The sequence below is a fragment of the Robiginitalea aurantiaca genome (assembly GCF_030380815.1).
In the GTDB taxonomy this organism is placed as follows: Bacteria; Bacteroidota; Bacteroidia; order Flavobacteriales; family Flavobacteriaceae; genus Robiginitalea; species Robiginitalea aurantiaca.
In genome coordinates this window covers 698,935-716,960 of sequence record NZ_JAUDUY010000001.1, presented here as the reverse complement: position 1 = coordinate 716,960, position 18,026 = coordinate 698,935, and the positions used below count along the sequence as shown (strand labels likewise).

15 protein-coding genes are annotated in these 18,026 nt (G+C 46.9%); all 15 read right to left on the bottom strand.

The genetic code is table 11. The features are described 5' to 3' along the window. Window positions 1–10 precede the first annotated feature (10 nt). Window positions 11–1,123 carry an efflux RND transporter periplasmic adaptor subunit gene (locus QU605_RS03125; protein ID WP_289723799.1) on the bottom strand — a complete coding sequence of 371 codons (1,113 nt, stop codon included), beginning with the start codon at window positions 1,121–1,123 and terminating at the stop codon, window positions 11–13. Between the two features lie 43 nt (window positions 1,124–1,166). Then, window positions 1,167–2,426, bottom strand: a complete 1,260-nt coding sequence (locus QU605_RS03120) for an ABC transporter permease (protein ID WP_289723798.1) — start codon at window positions 2,424–2,426, stop codon at window positions 1,167–1,169. A 34-nt stretch (window positions 2,427–2,460) separates the two neighbouring features. Next, window positions 2,461–3,705 (bottom strand): ABC transporter permease, encoded by a 1,245-nt coding sequence (locus QU605_RS03115; protein WP_289723797.1) that lies wholly within the window; start codon window positions 3,703–3,705, stop codon window positions 2,461–2,463. 104 nt (window positions 3,706–3,809) lie between these two features. Further along, window positions 3,810–4,037, bottom strand: a complete 228-nt coding sequence (locus QU605_RS03110; RefSeq protein ID WP_289723796.1) for a hypothetical protein — start codon at window positions 4,035–4,037, stop codon at window positions 3,810–3,812. Then, window positions 4,037–4,576, bottom strand: a complete 540-nt coding sequence (locus QU605_RS03105; protein WP_289723795.1) for a DUF420 domain-containing protein — start codon at window positions 4,574–4,576, stop codon at window positions 4,037–4,039. The genes QU605_RS03110 and QU605_RS03105 overlap by 1 nt, the downstream gene beginning before the upstream one ends. Then, window positions 4,563–5,300, bottom strand: a complete 738-nt coding sequence (locus QU605_RS03100; protein WP_289723794.1) for an SCO family protein — start codon at window positions 5,298–5,300, stop codon at window positions 4,563–4,565. The genes QU605_RS03105 and QU605_RS03100 overlap by 14 nt, the downstream gene beginning before the upstream one ends. 46 nt (window positions 5,301–5,346) lie before the next feature. Then, window positions 5,347–5,976, bottom strand: a complete 630-nt coding sequence (locus QU605_RS03095) for a hypothetical protein (protein ID WP_289723793.1) — start codon at window positions 5,974–5,976, stop codon at window positions 5,347–5,349. Window positions 5,977–6,043: 67 nt separating this feature from the next. Further along, entirely contained in the window at window positions 6,044–6,427 is a 384-nt protein-coding gene (locus tag QU605_RS03090) for a cytochrome C oxidase subunit IV family protein (RefSeq protein WP_289723792.1), read from the bottom strand. Between the two features lie 18 nt (window positions 6,428–6,445). Continuing rightward, window positions 6,446–7,420 (bottom strand): cytochrome c oxidase subunit 3, encoded by a 975-nt coding sequence (locus tag QU605_RS03085; protein ID WP_289723791.1) that lies wholly within the window; start codon window positions 7,418–7,420, stop codon window positions 6,446–6,448. A gap of 95 nt (window positions 7,421–7,515) precedes the next feature. Further along, window positions 7,516–8,103 carry a cytochrome c oxidase subunit 3 gene (locus tag QU605_RS03080; RefSeq protein ID WP_289723790.1) on the bottom strand — a complete coding sequence of 196 codons (588 nt, stop codon included), beginning with the start codon at window positions 8,101–8,103 and terminating at the stop codon, window positions 7,516–7,518. Continuing rightward, entirely contained in the window at window positions 8,100–9,002 is a 903-nt protein-coding gene (gene cyoE / locus QU605_RS03075) for a heme o synthase (protein ID WP_289723789.1), read from the bottom strand. The genes QU605_RS03080 and cyoE overlap by 4 nt, the downstream gene beginning before the upstream one ends. A 178-nt stretch (window positions 9,003–9,180) precedes the next feature. After that, a complete protein-coding gene (locus QU605_RS03070; protein ID WP_289723788.1) occupies window positions 9,181–9,885 on the bottom strand; it encodes an energy transducer TonB in 705 nt (234 codons plus the stop codon). Window positions 9,886–9,940: 55 nt separating this feature from the next. Beyond that, complete coding sequence (locus tag QU605_RS03065) at window positions 9,941–10,342, bottom strand: VanZ family protein (RefSeq protein ID WP_289723787.1); 402 nt, start codon at window positions 10,340–10,342, stop codon at window positions 9,941–9,943. Continuing rightward, window positions 10,335–10,715, bottom strand: a complete 381-nt coding sequence (gene gcvH, locus QU605_RS03060; protein ID WP_289723786.1) for a glycine cleavage system protein GcvH — start codon at window positions 10,713–10,715, stop codon at window positions 10,335–10,337. The genes QU605_RS03065 and gcvH overlap by 8 nt, the downstream gene beginning before the upstream one ends. Before the next feature lie 130 nt (window positions 10,716–10,845). Beyond that, window positions 10,846–18,024 (bottom strand): T9SS outer membrane translocon Sov/SprA, encoded by a 7,179-nt coding sequence (gene sov, locus QU605_RS03055; RefSeq protein WP_289723785.1) that lies wholly within the window; start codon window positions 18,022–18,024, stop codon window positions 10,846–10,848. Between the last annotated feature and the right edge of the window lie 2 nt (window positions 18,025–18,026).

The following is an 18,026-nucleotide window of genomic DNA, read 5'->3' as shown; positions in this document are numbered from 1 at the left end:
AAAACAGGGGTTACGCTCCGGATTCCTCAGGTGCCAGCGCATTCCATACCTTAATGGCATCCTCTTCACCCAGGCCTGAAATCACCTCTACATAAATCCCATCGCTCACGCCAAGCTCAAGATCCCGGCGCTCGAATTGCTGGTCGGAGACCATCACTTCCACAAAAGGCTTCTTGGTAACCTCATCGAACTGTACAAGGGCTTCCTTGATGGCAATCACACTATCTGCACGATCCAGAATGATGGAGGCATTCGCACTGAGACCCGCGCGGATAAAAATATCCTCCTGCTTGGTGAGGGTTCCCTTAATCTCGAACTGAATGGCGCCATTTTCGGCCTTCCCTTTTGGTGCTATATAATCAAGTACGGCCGGGAACACCTTGTCTTCAAGGGCTCCTACGGTTATCTCCAAAGGCAGGTCCTCTTCAATTTTCCCTACTTCAGACTCGTCAACCTTCCCTTCAAAAATCATTTTGTCTACATCCGCAATGGCAGCTATAGTCGTCCCTTCATTAAAATTGTTGGCTTCGATAACCTGATTCCCAACTTCGACAGGCACTTCCAATACCATTCCACTCACCGTGGCGCGTATCAGTGTATTCGCCGCACTGCTTAACCCACGCGTCGTTCCGGTCAGTACGATATCGTATCGTTTGTTTGCCGCAGAGAGCGCCTGTTTCGCCTGATCATAAGAGACCTGTGCCCGGTCCATATCGGCCTGGGAAATAACGCCCCTGTCGAAAAGTTGTTTTTGACGCTGATAATTACGCTGCTGATCCGCAAGCGTGATTTTGGCGTCTTCAATGGCATTTTTGGAGTCGTTCAGCGCATTGAGATTCGGAACAACCTTGATTTTGGCAATCAGATCACCCGATTTAACCGAATCTCCGCCTTCCACATAAATCTCTTCGATGACCCCTGAGATATTTGGCTTTATAAGTACCTCTTCAAGGGGAAGTATACTCCCTGTGGCCACTGTTTTCTTAACAATGTCCTGGCGCGAAGGCGTTTCTGTTTCATAAACTACGGGGTCCTCGGCATTTTTCTGATAGAGATAATACATTGCACCTGAAAAAGTAACCAGTATTAAAATCAGGATGATAAGGGTGACAGATTTTTTCATTACAGTTGGTATTTAGCAGTCAATTTTTGATCGATTTGATTAATTATTCGGTTCTCAGGGCATCAATTGGTTTAACCCTAATGGCGCTTTGGGCAGGGATAAAACCTGCAAACAAACCTGAGATTATAAGAATGGTAAGCGCTATCATTATAACCCCGAGGTTGACACTCGGATTGGCAAACATATCCACGGGCCCATTCATGTCCAGAATGGCGTTAATTCCGTAGATGAAAAGTGCTCCTACGCTGATGCCCGCCATTCCCGAAATGAGGGTGAGAAAGATGGATTCCAGCAGGATTTGCTTTCTGATACTCCAGGGGTCCTCTCCCAAAGCCCGTCGTATACCTATTTCTTTGGTTCGTTCCTTAACCACGATTAACATGATGTTACTGACCCCGATAATCCCTGACAGCAAAACAAGGATACCCACGAAATAGGCGATAAACCGCATCGCCCCGAATAAGCTTTCCACGCGATTGAATTGTTCAAAAAGGTCAAAATATCCTATTGCCCGCTGATCCTCCGGGTGTACCCGATGCTGTCCTTTTAAAAAGCTGACGATATCCTCCTTCATCGAAGTAATAGAGGTTTCATCTTTCGCGGTAATAGCCATCCAACCCACGTTATCTGCCCGGTTAAACGCCTGAGAAAATGCCGTAAAGGGAACAAAGATCTGCTTCTGTGATTCCTCTCCATTTCCGTCATTGGAACTTTTTCTATAGGTCCCTACAACCACAAAATTCACCCCCTGGATTTTGATATAACTCCCCAGAATCGTTTCCCCGGGATCATATAATTCCCGTACGACTCCCTGGCCAATAACCGCCACTTTTCGTTTTTCCTCAATGTCATTGTGATTCACGAACCTACCCCGGGTAATCATCATGGGTTCCTGCTCTATGAATTCAGGGTAATCCCCGTAGACATTATAAGCCCCTGTGCGGATACCACGCACTACATTATTCGTTCCCTGAAAGCCCCCCAGCTGGTTCCTGGGCGAAATAAAACGCAATTGCGGGAAGTTCTCGCGCAACAGGCTGACATCCCTAATCTTAAAATTGAAGTCCCGGTCTTTTGGCAAGCCATCGTACGCCTTGGTAGTGCTCCGGGTCCAGATGAACATCGTATTGGTGGCGATATTGTCAAAATCCGATCGGATCCCGTTTTCCAATCCTTTACCTGCGGCGAGCAGAATAATGAGGATCAGAATACCCCAAAAAACACCAAAAGCAGTGAGTACCGTACGGAACCAATTTTTGGTCAGTACTTCCAGGATTTCTTTCCAACGATCTCTGTTAAACATAATTTAGTTCTATTCTGTTTCAGCCTGCCAATGCTTATTCATCCCTCAGGGCCGTAATCACCTGAACATTTGCGGCACGCCATGCCGGGAAAAATCCGGCTACCGTTCCTGATAACACAAGGACAAAAACAGTGGTTAGGGCAACATTGAGGTCCACAGAGGGATTCATAATATAGTCGACCTCAACATGAGGCCCGATGAGTTCCAAAAGCAACATGCTGAATATCAGGCCCAGAAATCCAGAAAATGCAGTGATAAAAACAGCTTCGTGCAGAATCATCCCGATTATGGACCAGGGTTTTGCCCCCAGGGCTTTACGGATTCCGATTTCCCGGGTTCGCTCCTTAACCACAATGAGCATAATGTTACTTACACCCACCACTCCGGCTATAATGGTACATATCCCAACAAACCAGAAAAAGAACTTAATATTACCCGTCAGGGAGTAATAGCGTTTTGCCTCCTCGAGTGCACTCCAGACTTCAAGCGCACTATCGTCCTCCGGATGTACGGTATGGACTTGCGAGAGGTATTCCTTGAGTTCATCCTTGAATACAACGGCCTGTGCCACGGCCTGATCAAAATTCTCTGCCATGGGAAGGGTATATGACATATTACTTATCCTGTCTCCTCCATTAAAAACCCTCTGGGCAGTCGTCAATGGAATGTACAGGGTTTCTTCTTCCCTTTCGCGTTGCTCTTTAAAAACACCCACGATCTTAAAAGGGATGCCAGAAATATCTACATATTCTCCAATAGGTGAATCCAGGTGTCCGAAAACGTCCTTTTTGATCTTATTCCCGATGACAATAACCTTTGACGTATTCACCAGGTCGCTGTAACTAATAAAACGACCTTCTGAAACCCTTGAGTTTTCAATAAACTGAAAATCTTCATGAACACCTCTCACCCCATAGACCAATGCCTCGTTGCCGTAGGTTACGGAAACATCGCGGACAAAAATCCGGGCAGAATTATATTCGATCCTCGCTGTATTCTGCTCGTTCCATTTACTGTAGTTCTCATTTCTCAGTTGAATTCTGCGGCCTGGATTGAGCCCTTTAAATTCTTTAGATGTAACTCCGGGCCAAACCCAAACCGATGTAGAGGCATCCTGTTCAAATTCGTGGGCAATGCCATTGCGCATACCCTGTCCGAACCCCAATAGAATTACAAGAATGAAGATTCCTGAGGCAACCGATAATCCGGTAAGAAAAGTCCGCAGTTTATTTTTTCGAATCGTTTCGAAGATCTCCTGCCATCTTTCGAGATCAAACATGGTGGGTTGGTGTTTTGATTGATGATGCTTTGCCAGTCGGGCTATCTAATAGACTAACAAGACTTGGATTTGTTACAACGCGACGTCCTAAAAAGTGTTAATTTTTAAGATTTCATCTTGCGGTAGACAATAAATATCAGCGCCCCTACCAGGATGTAAGGGATTGCCATGAGGTAAACAATGCCATTATTGATACCCTCTGCGACCGTATTATCCCCATTGCTCTCAAGGACCGCCCGGCACATCGCGCATTGGCCGCTGACTTCTTGCAGCCCGAGCACGGAAAACAAGAGAAGGGAAAACAGGGTATATCGAATCTTTTTACTCGGCATCAGTAGGCATAATAAGGTGAGATCATCAAATAGACAACAACGCCGGAGATCGCCACATAGAGCCATATCGGAAATGTAATCCGGGCCATTTTGCGGTGCCCGGCAAAATCCCTGAGATAGGCTTTGGCATAGGTGCGGAGTACCAGGGGAATCACTATGATGGACAAAAGGATATGGCTTATCAGAATAAAGAAATAGACATAGCGCAGCCAATCATCACCTCCATAAGAGGTGGAGTCTGAAGTCATATGATACGCTACATACATCATTAGAAAAAGCAGGGAGAGGCCAATACAGGTAGTCATCAACCTTTGATGCAATTGCTGCCGTCCATTTTTAATAGCCCAGAGGGCTGCTAACAAAAGAATGGCTGTGACCCCATTGATACTCGCATAAATGGGGGGAAGAAAACCCAGAGGTTCAACTCCAGGGATGCGCACTTCAAAAAGGATAACAACGACCAGGGGAATCGCTATGGACAAAACCGTAATCCATCGATTCAATTGCCGTTCTTTTTGCCTGGCCTTATTTTCTGTCATTTTCCTCCAGTAATTTACGTATGTCTTCTTTGAGCAGGCTGATCTGCTCGGTCTCTCCCGCGTCATTGGCTCCTCGGGCTTCAGGGATAGAACCTCTGTAATACACAATGGGGTTCCCGTAGTCATCTACCCTGGAACGAATATAGCCTTCCCGGTCGATCAGGGCAAAAAGACCTGAATGCTCGAAGCCCCCGGGAACCTCAGGCATTTGCTGCGCATAGATGTTGAATCCTGCGTTGGCCAGTTCGTATATTACCTCGGGATCTCCGGTCAACAAATGCCAGTCCATGTCCGTAATCCCATATTTTCCTGCGTATTCCTTAAGCACCCTTGGGGTATCGTAAACCGGATTGATGGTAAACGATGCAACTCCGAAGTCTTCAAATTCGCGAAACTCTTCCTGAAGTTGAACCAGGTTCTTGTTCATTACCGGACAGATGGTCGGACAGGTTGTAAAAAAGAACTCGGCAATATAAACCTTGCCAAGGTAGTCCTGATCTGTGACCAGAAGGCTGTCCTGGTTGAGCAGGGCAAAGGAAGGGACTTTTCGCTTTTCCCCATTTAGTTCGATATAGGCAAGGGATTTGTCTTCAGGATCCGTACTGATTCTATCGTGTTCCACAACGTCTCCATCCTGAAGCCTTTGAACAACCTTGGGTACAAAAATAATCCCGAATATCAGGATAATCAGGCCCACCCATATGTAATTGTATTTTTTCTTCAACGTAACGTATTTCAATTTTTTTCGCCCAGGCGGGAATTTGGTTCTCCTACTGCCTTTCGGCCAAATTCTTCTTCAATGCAAGCCGGTATTCCGCCAGGATGATTTTGACATCATCCTTCATTTTGTTATTAAGATCGGCCACTGAGCTTGTATTAAAACCGTATTTCGTGCCAATATCGTCGTCTGCATTCCTGCCCCTTAGTTTGCGATCTTTATCGATAATAAAAACATAGGGGGTACCTCCGGTGGCATCCAGTTCCAAATCGGTCTGCAGACTCTCAAAAAGCTCCTGAATATCCTCCCGGGACCCGTATACGAATTCCCAGTTGCCAATATCTACCAATGCGCCCAATTCCTTCTTCAGATTCGAGACAAATTCCTCCTGACCCAAAGGTACGACCATGACCACCTGAAAATCGGTGAACTCATAAAACGGCTTATAAATCTTTTGGTTCAGATTGAAGGCATTGCCTTCCCGTGTAGCCGATTCAGATCCCGAAAAACATAAAATTGTGATTTTTCCTTCCAGTCGGGCCTCTGTCTGAAATCCATCCAGTTCCCCAACCTCTTCGGTGAGCACCGGAAGCCTCCCAAAATTAGTCACACCTGAGGCAAAGAACATGTAGACCACCAGGGGAAGGACAAAAAGCACAATAAGGACTACCGTTTTCTTCATGACTTCAGCACTGTACAAAAATAAAAAAGACGGTTGTGAAACCGTCTTTATAGAGTGTTAATTCGGATTAGAAATCCCATTTCACAAATCCGTCCCTAAAGACCGTATAGATGTAGTCCGCTTCGAAAAGCAGGATAAAGATAAGGTATGCGACAAGAAAGATGGGCGTCCAGACGACAGCGCGCTGAAGTGTACTCTTCTCATCTCTGAGGTGCATAAAATCCCATGCGATATAGTAGGCCTTTACCAAAGTGAGAATGATGAATATCCAGTTGAGTAATTTCATACCCAAAAAGGAATTAGCCGTTAGAATTGCAGGTTTGGTGATCCCAAGTGCGACCTCAATAGCGGTTACTATGGAAAGGAAAACCAGTACTCCCCAGATCTTACTGGTATTGGAGCGGAATTTTACGAGTCCCCTGAAAATTTCTAATTTATGTTCGTGCGCCATGCGTCTCGCTTTAAAAAATTAAACCAGATAAAAGAAAGTAAATACAAATACCCAGACAAGGTCTACAAAGTGCCAATAGAGCCCTACCTTTTCGACCATTTCATAATGACCCCGGCGTTCGTATGTTCCCAGAATGACATTAAAGAAGATAATGATATTGATCACCACTCCTGAAAAAACGTGAAAGCCGTGGAAACCTGTAATAAAGAAAAAGAAATCGGCAAAAAGACGACTTCCGTATTCGTTACGGACAAGGTTTGCCCCCTCTACCACATACTTGGCATCTTTGATACGATCCAGTGTTTCCGGACGACTCAACAGGGTTTTCTCTCCCTCAGCCGTGATCTGTTCCGTGCGGATTAAGATATTTGGGTTCGCCCGCAGACCTTCAGCAACTTCATTAACAGTGAAGGTAGGCAAGGAAGATTCATCCGCAAACCACAGTCCTTTCGCGCTTTCGTGTTGGGTCCGTTCGCCCGGAATCGTCGCAGCGAAGTCGGCTATTGCCGCACGCTCACCAGTTTCCGCATTCACAAACTGCAGGATACGGCCCCCTTTTGTTTCTACGGCTCCGTAATCACCCCGAATAAAAGTAGCCCATTCCCAAGCCTGTGAACCGACGAAGATCGCACCCCCGATAATGGTCAGGAACATATAAATGATCACCTTATTCTTCATCATCCGGTGTCCGGCATCAACAGCCAGCACCATAGTAACAGAGGACATGATAAGAACAAAAGTCATAAACGCCACATAGTACATGGGGAAATTCCCATGGAAAAAGGGAACGTGGGTAAATACCTCATCGGCTATGGGCCATGTTTCTATAAACTTAAACCGGGAAAATCCATAGGCTGCGAGGAATCCTGAAAAGGTCAGGGCATCAGAAACGATGAAAAACCACATCATCAATTTTCCATAACTGGCATTCAGGGGGCGGTTTCCACCTCCCCATACCGGCTCATCAGCACCCGTTGTTACCGTAGTATCCATATATTTTGTGATCGAGTTATGAGAATTTTAGCAAAAATACATTTTTTTAGGCGTTAGAAAAGCAGAATTGCCAGACAAAATTGACATCCATTCTTTTAACGAAAAAAATAGAAAAACAGTACGAGGTAGACCCACAGGGCATCGAGGAAATGCCAGAAGGTAATACCCAACTCCATTCCCAGCATGTTGCCCGGTCCGTATAAACCCCTGATTTGTTTGAACAGCACCACGAGGAGCGATATCATTCCGGCCACTACGTGCAAAATATGAATAGCAGCAATCAGAAAAATGTATGACAGGGTAATGTTGCTCGTCGGTCCCGTAAAATAATACCCCATCCCGATCATTTCTGAAAAGCCAAAGAATTGGGATATGATAAATAAAACACCCAGCAATAGGGTGATCAATAACCAGATCGTTCCTTTTTTCTGTTGATTCCTTGAGACCTCCCGCTTCCCCAACCAATAGGTAAGGCTGCTCAACAGGATTAGCACCGTACTTACCCAGAAAGGTCCTGGTAAGGTGTAATCCGTCATCCAGTCATCCCGGGCACTACTAACGATATACGCGCTTGTCCAGCCCGCAAAACTCATGATAAGGCTAACGATGCCAAACCAGAGCATCATCCTTTTTGCCCGCCCCGTTTTCTCCTCCAAAGTTCCTTCTGTCAGGTTTTCACTCATGATAAAAATTTGTCGACAACGTATATTATTTGAATAAGCGTAATGTAGGTGACACTGCTAAGCATAAGCTTGCGCGCAGAAGCGCGGTCACGCAATTCGTAGAGCCTTAGCGCAAACCACAACATGACCAGCCCCGCCAAAAAAATCAGTACAGCTGCGGGAACCGAAAGATGCAGCCTCCCGGTTATCCCGAATACGGGAACTATCGAGATGATCATCATCCAAAGCGTATACATTATAATCTGCAGGGCTGTCCCTGTATCTTTCTTTCCGGTAGGCAACATTTTAAACCCGCCCCGCCTGTAGTCATCATCCAGCATCCAGCCAAGCGCCCAGAAATGGGGGAATTGCCAGAAAAACTGTATCATAAACAAGGTCCCGGGTTCAATTCCAAAATCGTTTGTTGCCGCCACCCACCCAAGCATAAAAGGAATTGCCCCCGGGAAGGCACCTGCAAATACAGATAAGGGGGTGATCGTTTTCAAGGGGGTGTACACACAGGTATAGAGAAAAATAGAAAGTGTCCCGAAAAGGGCCGTTTTGGGATTGAGGAGGTAAAGCAGGACGATACCCGCCACTGTCATCACAATGGCTATAGTCATAGCCTGAGCTACTGACATCCGGCCTGAGGGGATGGGCCTGTTTTTAGTCCGGTGCATCAGGGCATCCAAATTGCGTTCTATGACCTGGTTATAGGCATTAGATGCTCCAACCATGCAATACCCCCCAACTGCCAGAAGAAGCAAGGGAAGGAACCGGATTTCATCCGCCCCGAGGAAGTAGCCCGCCACTGCCGAAAACACCACACTTACCGCAAGTCTGGCTTTGGTGATCTCTTTGAAATCAGAAAAGGCGACTTGAATTTGATTGGGCTGTATTGCGCCGGCGACAGGTTTCATTCACTCCAATTATGGCCCGCAAAGATACGGACCAACGAACTTCTTTCCAACGAAAGACAGGAATAAGCCCCGATGTCTCGACTTAGTGCCAGGGCCAAACAAAAACCCTGTTTGGGGAATGGAGAAAGGCCAAAAAAAAACCCCGGATTACCGGGGTTTATCTAAGCCTTCTTTTGGATTACTGTAATTTAAAAGTAATCGGAATACTGAAAGGTACACGTACTGCCCTTCCGCGCTGACGCCCAGGGGTCATCTTAGGCAATTTTTCTATAATGCGGCGCGCCTCTGCTTCTAAGTTTTTATCTGGTCCTCTTAAACGAATGTTTCCGATGGAGCCGTCTTTCTGAATGGTAAACATTACAGCCACACGTCCCTGAACACCCATTTCCTGTGCAATTTCAGGATACCGGAAATTCTTGCGGATATGCTTTTGCATCATTTCGTTAAAACAAGCCTTTTTGTCTCCGGCGCTTTCACACCCGGGAAAAACAGGCACATCCTCAATTACTGCAAAAGGTACTTCTACATCCTCTTCTACTTCTTCAACTTCAATATCATCAACTTCGATAATTTCTTCCTCCTGACTGGTCTCAGTGGATTCTATCACAGTTTCTTCAACCTCTTCCTCATCTTCTACTACCTCGATTACCTCAGGTGCTGCAGGTGGTGGTGGAGGTGGTGGCGTTTTGATTTGTTCGGTCATTGGAACCTCTTCATCGAGCATGTCTTCCACATTGAGCGAAATGTCGTAATCATTCTGCTCATCATAGGTTTTCCACTCAAAAGCGCCCCAGACCAACAATAGTACAACCAAAAGTCCCAACACGAAATACAGACTGCTATTTCGGTTAAGATCGGCTTTTGGATTCTTTTTCTGTTCCATGAGTCTCCTTGATTTAATGTTCGCTAATTTAACTATATTTTTATCAAATAAGCAATTAATCCTCCCAATAAAATACGCTCACGTTCCTGAAAAGAAGGAGTGAGAGGCCTGCACCAAATGCGATTCCGAGAATGTTAGCACCGATGTCCCACCATTCCGCGCTTCGGCCCTGTTCGCTTATCCCTTGAAGCACTTCAATAATCATACCATAAATAATCAGTCCGGCGCCCATAAAAAGGAGGGCCTTACCCCTTCGCAATCGAAACTGCATCCGCTCTCTCATAAAAAGGGCTCCAAGGGTCATGGCTACCGCATAAAATGTAAAATGCACCCATTTATCCAAATAGGGTATCGGGGGTGTTTTTACGCTGAGATTATCTGATGGGAGTAGACAAAGGACTGTGAGCATGATCATCCAAAAGAGAAAGAGCATGCTGTACCGGGCTTTTTCAGCCACCGATTATTTCTTTATATGCCGCTGCATCGAGAAGATCTTCCAATTCTGAAGGATCGGACATTCTGATCCGAACCATCCACCCCGCACCATATGGGTCTTCATTAACTTTCTCCGGCTCTTCCTCCAGGTCCTCGTTAAACGCTATGATCTCTCCACTGACGGGCAGGAATAAATCTGATACCGTCTTAACCGCTTCGACCGTACCAAAGACTTCTTCTTTGTCCAGGGTCTCATCTACGGTTTCTACTTCAACATAAACGATATCCCCGAGTTCACCCTGAGCAAAATCGGTGATTCCTACGGTAGCGACGTCGCCGTCAACCTGAATCCATTCGTGGTCTTTGGTATACTTAAGTTCGGCAGGTACATTCATTATAAACTAAATTTAGCTAGACAGACAAATGTAGTTTTTCATCCTATACGTGCCAACTTTCTCCTTAAAAAAGGTGACAGACCCTAAAGTAGAGCATCCGTGAGGGATGCATTCCGTAAGAAGAAAATCTCTAGTTTCCGAAATTGTACCTGAGGGTAAATCCTGTATTGATGGTGGTCTGCGGGAAGGCTGTGGATACGGCAAACTTGGAGAAGTTGTGGTCGTAGAAGAACAGCGCATTCAGGTTCTTGGTTAGGGCGTAATCTATAGTAAACTTGATGGAAAGCAGGTTTTGGCCTGAGGTCACCTGGTTGTTATTCAGATCCAGATTCCGGATGATGGTAATGTTATCCCTCAGACTCAAATCGGCTTTAAAATTTATATCTCCTTTAAGCCGTGTCCTTTCTCCCCCGATGCGGGTGACAAAATTCACGTCCTGAATACGATATCCGAGTCCTATAGTGTATTCTTCTCCATTGATTTCGGTGAGCAAATTATTATCAAAGGACAGGGCGAGTGCGCGGTCCGTTCGTACTTCGGCCAATACACTTAAACTATTCTGCATCTCGAAGTCCACCCGGATCAAGGGGTTAAACGCATCGTTCAGTACTACATTATTAATAATGTTTTCAGGCAGAAGATCCCCGGTTTCCGGGTTGATGGGCTCCTCGCCGATTCCGATCAAACGGTCGCGTTCCAGGTTGGTCTGGAAGGAATTTACACTGTAGGCTGCCCGATATCCATGACTCAGGGAAAAACGTTTAAATTTCTTCCGGAACCACTTATTTTTCATCAGTCCGGTGTACTTAATGTTCCAGTTTGGCAGCGGAACGTTCCGGAAAATCCCAAGATTCACACTTTCGGCGTCCGCTCCGGTATAGGCCGCAAAAAAGGAGGGCAAAAGGACATCCTGGCTCGTTTTGCCAAACAAATTTGGATATCCCTCCTCATCTCTTCCGGAATCCGGAAGGTTACTTTGCTCCTGAAGTCGCTCGGCAACGGTAAGCCTGTTCTCCTTGAATGTCTCAAAGGTGGCGGAGTCAAATTCATCGCTACTTGAAAAAGCAGTTCCGATCATAATTGTAGAGATACTGAAGGTTCCCAGGGTGTTTGGGGTAAGTTCAATATACTCCCCATCCTCAATACGGAAGTTCTCCCGACGGGTACTTGCAAACTGCCGTTCGGCAAGGAGGTCAATGGTGAGTTCGGGCACCGGAAGGGCCGTGGCGGTTATATTGAGTTGCTTGTTCGTTCTGCGGATGAATTGCTGATTGAATTCCTGGAAATCCGTAAGCCAGCCTTTGCGGGCTGCTTCAAACCGAACGTCTGCCTGGCTTCCAAATACAAAGCCTATCGTAGGTTTGGTCGTACCGATAAATCCAACGGATTGGGTATACCCGGGCAGGACGGATCCGTTGTTTTCCAGGTAGTTTATATTCAAACGTTTGACCATTGTAAGAATATCGATTCCCACATTGGCCAGCTTCGACGTTTTCTTCGGTGTCTTTGGAGCTTCCCCTTCGTTTCCATCCCCCGGCCTTCCCCTGGGGGCCGCAATCTGGGCGGTCGCCTTTCCCGATCGCTTTTTAAGTCCGATCCGGTCGTAAAGCCGCTGCATGGTCAGGGTTGCCGTGATGTTATGGGTATTTGCATTTTGAACGGAATTTATGGAAGGCAGGATGAGCTCTTCCTCCGGAATACCGGGGTTCTGCTCCTTTGCGACCGCGAGGTTAAGGGCATCTCCGCCTCGCTGCCATTCAAAATTACTCGTGTAGGTATATTGTGAATTGATGAAGTCCAGAATGGGAATTTTACTGAACGGGATTTCGTAATTCAATTGCATTTGCTGGGCGTGCCGATTGGCCTCCCCTGTATCGAAAAACCCATTCCATACATTCAATTCCTGATCGATTTCCGAAAAGGGATTCCCAGGCTCTGCATAGTAATTCCGGATAATATTGTTGTTCGCAGCCGTAAGATTGACCCTCAAGGACTTGGAGATTGCGTAATTCAGGGTGTATTGCCAGTTAAAAAGATAATTCCGCTGCTGTAAGAGCGGTAATTCCAGGCTTTCGACTCCAGGCTCCAAAACGTCCCTGAACCGTTGCTGATTGAATTGCCGGTTGACATCGGACTGCACAGAAACACTGGTCGGAAGCAGATTCAGATTAAAATCCTTCAGCCATTGCCAGTAACTACCGTTGAGGATAGAGTCGTTTTTGGCAAAAGGTTCTACCGTGGCCGGTTTAAAATTATGGTTGTACAACATGCCGGCACGAACGCTCTGGTCCTTGAGTTCAGCTACTTGAAAATCCCGGTGATTCGTCTCATTATAGCTGTAGTTAAAGGTGAAATTTTCGATATCGAAGAAGTTGGCCTCAGCCTCATCAGAACGGTTTTTTCGAACCCCTATAAAGTTGACGCTCGTCCTCTTGGTGTAGTCCTCTGCCTGCTCCCGAATCGCCTCGGCCTCTTCAGCCGTGTCTGCGGCATCAATCCGGTCTTCAAGTTTCAGGTCGTCGTAAACAGGGTCGAATTCAGGAGTGATCAGTTCTTCTGAAATACCGTAGTTGAAAGGGATTTGCAGGCCCCATTGTCCTGGGAAGAGCTTGCCGATTTCCACATTGGTTACCACTCCGTAGGCAACGGCATCTTCCCTTAATCGTTCATTGGGGCGCTGATCGATAGCTCCGAATCCGGAGGTAGAAGTACTTCCTGTGGCCGATACATTTGCAAAATCTGCCATGTTCGCATCCAGGGAAGCTACAGCTGCCCACCCTCCATCATTGTCGAGCCCCGCGAGTCTTAACTCGTTAAACCAAACTTCAGTTCTAAGCGGAATAACATCGATGTTTTTAATACCTACCATGACACTTCTGATGCTACCCAAAGATGGATTCCCACGAATCCCAATTCGAACCCTACCCGGTTCACGGGGGGCAAATTCATCGACTATAACAGCTTCTCCATCCCGTATTTCGTAAAACGTGATATCTCCGAGGGATTGATCAGATACCCCTTTGGACTTAACCTTGTTCATGTCATCCAGGGCCACGTCGAGTTCGTTTATGGCTGGCCAGATTTCTTCCGAAGATCTTGCGGAGAAATCCGTAAAGGACAGGGGCACTTCCAGTTGATAGAAATTCTCCGTAAAATCGGTTCCAATCCTCAGGAAGGCTACCGCAGATTCGTTATCCTCATACGGGTCAGATTCGTTCAACTTCTCTGCATGATGGAACATCTTAATACGTTTGTACTGTCTCAGGTCGATATTTACATTTTTAAAGACTCCCCTTGAATCCTGAGATTCCAGATCTTCGACCACAAGAGAAAGCGATTGTTCGTTCTGTCGGACGATCGTGTTGTTGTTGTTCAACTGCTCCCGAAAAACTCCGGGGGGCAACACATAGGGTATTGGAATACGCGCATTATTCTCCTCGACATTCACGGTATTCACATCCAGGGTGGTAACATCATCCTCAGGGGGATCAACATTGGTCTGCAGGCTACGGGTATAGGTCCTCCAATCGCCGCGAACCAGATCAAGAGTAGCAAACCGCAATACCAGGGGGTCCTGAAAACCGGTGAGGTACATTCGCATAAAACTGATAGACCGAAAATCCGTAATACCGCCTACGGCATCCGAGAAGTCGCTCAGCGGTATCTTATATTGGATCCAGCGATAATTCAGCTGTGTCCCGTTGGGCAAATTGGTGGTGAGGCCTTCGCGAATGTCCGTTACATAGCGATCCTCCACCGAAATACCCGGACGAATCGGTATGCGGTATTCGTAATAACTGTTTACCGTGTTCATCGTCAAATCCCGGTCTATGTCCTCGACATCGGGAAGTGTGGTATTTCCCCGGTCTGTATCGGTTACCGCCACAGGAGAATTCCCCTGCGTATTGTTGAAGTCGAGGTAGCGCTCCAGGACGCTTCCATCCCGATTGAGATAATACACATAATTATCCAGGGCCGGATCCTCTGGCGGACCATTATACCCGATACCCGCTTCGGACAAATCATCCAGGCCGTCTAAACCAATATCCTGGAGTACCCGGTTGGGTTCCAGGGCATCGAAAGCGTACACCAGGGCCTGAGTTGAAGGAACCTGACCCCAAGCCGTTGGGGTCACCAGGTCATTGGAATCTACGCCTGGCAGACCATTTTCATATTGTTTTCGCCCATCGGGCAAGATGTCCTCCGTAATGTTCCCCAGATTGATTACGAGTTCTCCAGGCCCCGTAGCCGCCCCGTCCACAAAAGGATCGAGCACCCAGAACTGAACAAATTCCACATTGGATTGCTCAAAATTCGTACTGCTCAGGGAGCGCATGATACCCCCCCATTTTTCCCCGGGAGCCTCGCCTTCAAAATTCGGATTGGCATTGTACGGCCCTTTGAGATCCGGATAAAAAGCCATATCAAGGGTATTCTGTACCGTTGTTTGCCCCTGTGCAATATCTACCTGTGGGAACACTTCATCCACGAATATCCTTCGCGTTAGGTTGGTGCTGAGGTCGTTATCGGTAATGCCCGAAGGACGCTGATTTGTGTAAAATATGGGGTCTATGGTATACCAGGCAAGCTTGGCTCGTTCAAAGCCGGCTTCGAGATCCTGCTCTCCCCCATCGAGAAACTCCAGGGGGGTACTGGCCAGGGACCACCCGAGAAAGCCCCGTATGTCAATCAGGGCCTGGGCCCCTTCAAAATCATCGAGATAGGTAGTTGTCTCTCCCTGGAAATCTGCATTTTTTGGAGAATTGGGTTGTAAAAAGGCTACTTCTCCCCTTACGGAAACATTGGAGGGGACGTCTGTATCCACATTGGGAAGCATATTGGCCAGACGTGTCAGAAATGGCACCTCTGTGGAATAGTTTCCATAAAAGTCGAAAACAGAATTATTGACAGGCTCCACGCCGTAATTGGCCTTTTGTGTCAGTGGGCGTTCGTTGAGGTTCAGGAGTGTTCCTCCCAGAACAAAATTCTCATTGAACTGGTGTTCCAGATTTATCCCTGTAAACCTTCGGGTCTGCTGTCCGAAGACCGCATTGTTTTCTACTGAAATATTGATGGGGACATTTGAGGCCTGCAGACTTGGATCCAGGATCTGTACAGTTCCTGCCTGATAGTTGACCGTGTAGTCGATCCCTTCCTGCAACTGCCGGCCACCCGCCGTTACACGCACAGAACCCTGAGGCACGTTAAAAGCCCCAATGGGTATGCCTCCTCCGCTTTGGGATTTATACTGCCCTTTGAGCCGGAACCTGTTCTTTTCAGCATCTTCAAGGGAGGCAGCCTTGGTCTGGATGTACATGTTCCGAAATACGTACTTCTGTTGGTTTGGATTGTACCCCTGATCATCCGGGACATCGTAAACGCCTCCCCCCAGGAGTTCGAACAGGTATTCCCCAAAGGGCTCCACCTTCGTGAAAATGATAAGACCATTCTGGGTGTTTACCGTGATCCCCGGGACAAAATCAAAGAAACCATCCCCGCCAGGCTGAACATCGTTATAAACGTTGAGGCGATCCAGGTTAAAAACATCCAGAAGTATTCGCTCTTCGAGGGGTTTCGGAGTAGTAGGCCACCCATCATCCGGATCAACAGGGGTAATGTAATTCCGGGGCGTTGGGTCATTGTAGAGAATATTCATTCTGAAATCCTCCTGGGCGAGTTGAAATGCCCCTGTGGCGTAAATATTTTTCATCATCAAATCCCAGATAGGATCGGAGACATTGGTGATATTACTTTTTAACAGTTTTACCACCAGGGTGTTGTTGTTTACCTGTACGGCCCCTGCTCCCGGATCAACCGTTGTTGCGTCTATTGACCCGTTTGCGAATTCTCCTACCTGAAACACCTCGCCGTTAAAAGTGTATTGAAAAGCCACCCCGAGGACCTCGTCATTACTCAGTCTTTGGTTCAGGGAAATATACCCCAATTGGGTATCGAAGGAATAATCCCTTATAGGTTCCAGCTTGCGCGCATTTTCGAGAATGGCATAGTCAAAACCCTCGTTGGCGGTATAGCCGCCAGGGATCTGAAATGCATTTTTAACCGTGGCAATATCGCGGACATCACCTGTTAGTACGCCCCCATTATCGATCTGACCGGGGTCATATGCATTGGCGGGATTTCGCGGCAGGTCAGGATTTGTACCACTAATATCAAAAAACCCGGGGGGATCACCTCCCAGACGCCCAATCCGGGTAATCTCAGGAGCGGTTTCCCCTAAATCCTGAATGGCGACCAGATTTCGCACATTCTGAGTTTGCTGGCTCCGGTTGGTTACCCAGACTTCAAGTCGGGTAATCTGTACCTGGCTCCGGATAAATGGATAGTCTTCGAGGGCCACATCGTATCGATCCCTGAAATACTGGGCCAGGAAAAAGTGCCGGTCTTCATCGTAATCAAGGGCAGTTAGTTCGTACTCATTCAGGGTACCACCACCCTGAGCGACCACTGTGTTGTTTTGAGAGCGTTGTTCGGAGAACACCGCAGTTACCGTGGTTCTTCCAAATTGTAGTTGTGTTTTTACACCGAACAGACTTTGAGCCCCGGTTACCAGGGAACTGTTCAGTGGCATATTCACATTACCCACTTCGATCTTTTGGATGATGTCATCTTCCGTAGGCGTATAATCCAATTTGATCAGATTCTGAAAATCAAAGGTAGCTTCCGTGTCGTACTGGGCAGACACCTGAAGTCGTTCCCCGATTTTACCCAGCATACTCAGACTGATCCTCTGGTCGAAATCAAAGGCGAGGTTGGTTCTGTTTCGTGGCGAAAGGGCCGGGTTGTCATTTTTTTGCCATATGATGCCCAGATCCATGGCAACAGAACCCTGGGGTATCACTTCTATCGAATTTCCACCGAAAATGGTTTCAAAAAAGCTGCTGTTGACATAGAAATTTGGAAGGAGGTTCTTACGGGCCTCTTCACTACCTTCTTTTTTACCCGTAAATGCATCCATCTTCTGTTTGAAGTAGGATTTCATATCCGATTGACGGACCATTTCCAGATACTGTTCGGGGGTGAGGATTATTGGGTAGGAAATATCATACTCCCCCACGGATTCCGTGTAGATATACCTGTCCAGTTTTGGATCATAGGTATATTTGGAGACGATGCTTTCCGGATTCTCCATACGCATCCTACCCAGGTCAACTCCGGTTTTAACAGAATCTGCCTCAGTTGGTGCGACTTCCTGTCCACGAACCATCCCAAGGGAGGTCACCAACAGAAAAGTCAGGAAGAATAACGGTTTGCAAAAGGATCTGAAAAATTTAGATGCCCCTGTTTTCAAAC

What these genes read in the sequence shown, in the direction of transcription:
- QU605_RS03125 (WP_289723799.1), bottom strand. Translation starts at nt 1,123, where the DNA reads ATGAAAAAATCTGTCACCCTTATCATCCTGATTTTAATACTGGTTACT.
- QU605_RS03120 (WP_289723798.1), bottom strand. Translation starts at nt 2,426, where the DNA reads ATGTTTAACAGAGATCGTTGGAAAGAAATCCTGGAAGTACTGACCAAA.
- QU605_RS03115 (WP_289723797.1), bottom strand. Translation starts at nt 3,705, where the DNA reads ATGTTTGATCTCGAAAGATGGCAGGAGATCTTCGAAACGATTCGAAAA.
- QU605_RS03110 (WP_289723796.1), bottom strand. Translation starts at nt 4,037, where the DNA reads ATGCCGAGTAAAAAGATTCGATATACCCTGTTTTCCCTTCTCTTGTTT.
- QU605_RS03105 (WP_289723795.1), bottom strand. Translation starts at nt 4,576, where the DNA reads ATGACAGAAAATAAGGCCAGGCAAAAAGAACGGCAATTGAATCGATGG.
- QU605_RS03095 (WP_289723793.1), bottom strand. Translation starts at nt 5,976, where the DNA reads ATGAAGAAAACGGTAGTCCTTATTGTGCTTTTTGTCCTTCCCCTGGTG.
- QU605_RS03090 (WP_289723792.1), bottom strand. Translation starts at nt 6,427, where the DNA reads ATGGCGCACGAACATAAATTAGAAATTTTCAGGGGACTCGTAAAATTC.
- QU605_RS03085 (WP_289723791.1), bottom strand. Translation starts at nt 7,420, where the DNA reads ATGGATACTACGGTAACAACGGGTGCTGATGAGCCGGTATGGGGAGGT.
- QU605_RS03080 (WP_289723790.1), bottom strand. Translation starts at nt 8,103, where the DNA reads ATGAGTGAAAACCTGACAGAAGGAACTTTGGAGGAGAAAACGGGGCGG.
- cyoE (WP_289723789.1), bottom strand. Translation starts at nt 9,002, where the DNA reads ATGAAACCTGTCGCCGGCGCAATACAGCCCAATCAAATTCAAGTCGCC.
- QU605_RS03070 (WP_289723788.1), bottom strand. Translation starts at nt 9,885, where the DNA reads ATGGAACAGAAAAAGAATCCAAAAGCCGATCTTAACCGAAATAGCAGT.
- gcvH (WP_289723786.1), bottom strand. Translation starts at nt 10,715, where the DNA reads ATGAATGTACCTGCCGAACTTAAGTATACCAAAGACCACGAATGGATT.